Source organism: Mesorhizobium sp. M3A.F.Ca.ET.175.01.1.1 (assembly GCF_004791945.1).
Taxonomy (GTDB): Bacteria; Pseudomonadota; Alphaproteobacteria; order Rhizobiales; family Rhizobiaceae; genus Mesorhizobium.
In genome coordinates, this window is the sequence record NZ_SRTP01000407.1 from 1 (window position 1) to 285 (window position 285).

The following is a 285-nucleotide window of genomic DNA, read 5'->3' on the forward strand; positions in this document are numbered from 1 at the left end:
CCGAGTTCACCATCGACTGGCGCGGCATGTGCGCGCTGGCCGTGGTGATGATCATCCCGGCGCTGACCCTCACCTACATCGTCCAGAAACACCTCGTCGGCGGCCTGACCTCCGGCGCGGTGAAAGGTTGAACTGCATGGCAACGGTTTCGCTGAAAAGGCTCACCAAGCGCTACGGCAATATGGAGATCGTGCACGGCATCGATCTCGAGATCGCCGACCGCGAGTTCATCGCGCTGGTCGGCCCCTCCGGCTTCGACAAATCGACGACGTTGCGCATGATCGC

2 pseudogenes are annotated in these 285 nt (G+C 62.1%); both read left to right on the forward strand.

From position 1 onward, the window contains the following. Positions 1-131, forward strand: a pseudogene (locus EN818_RS32190) (carbohydrate ABC transporter permease); the annotation flags it as partial. Between the two features lie 5 nt (positions 132-136). Beyond that, positions 137-285, forward strand: a pseudogene (locus EN818_RS32195) (ABC transporter ATP-binding protein); the annotation flags it as partial.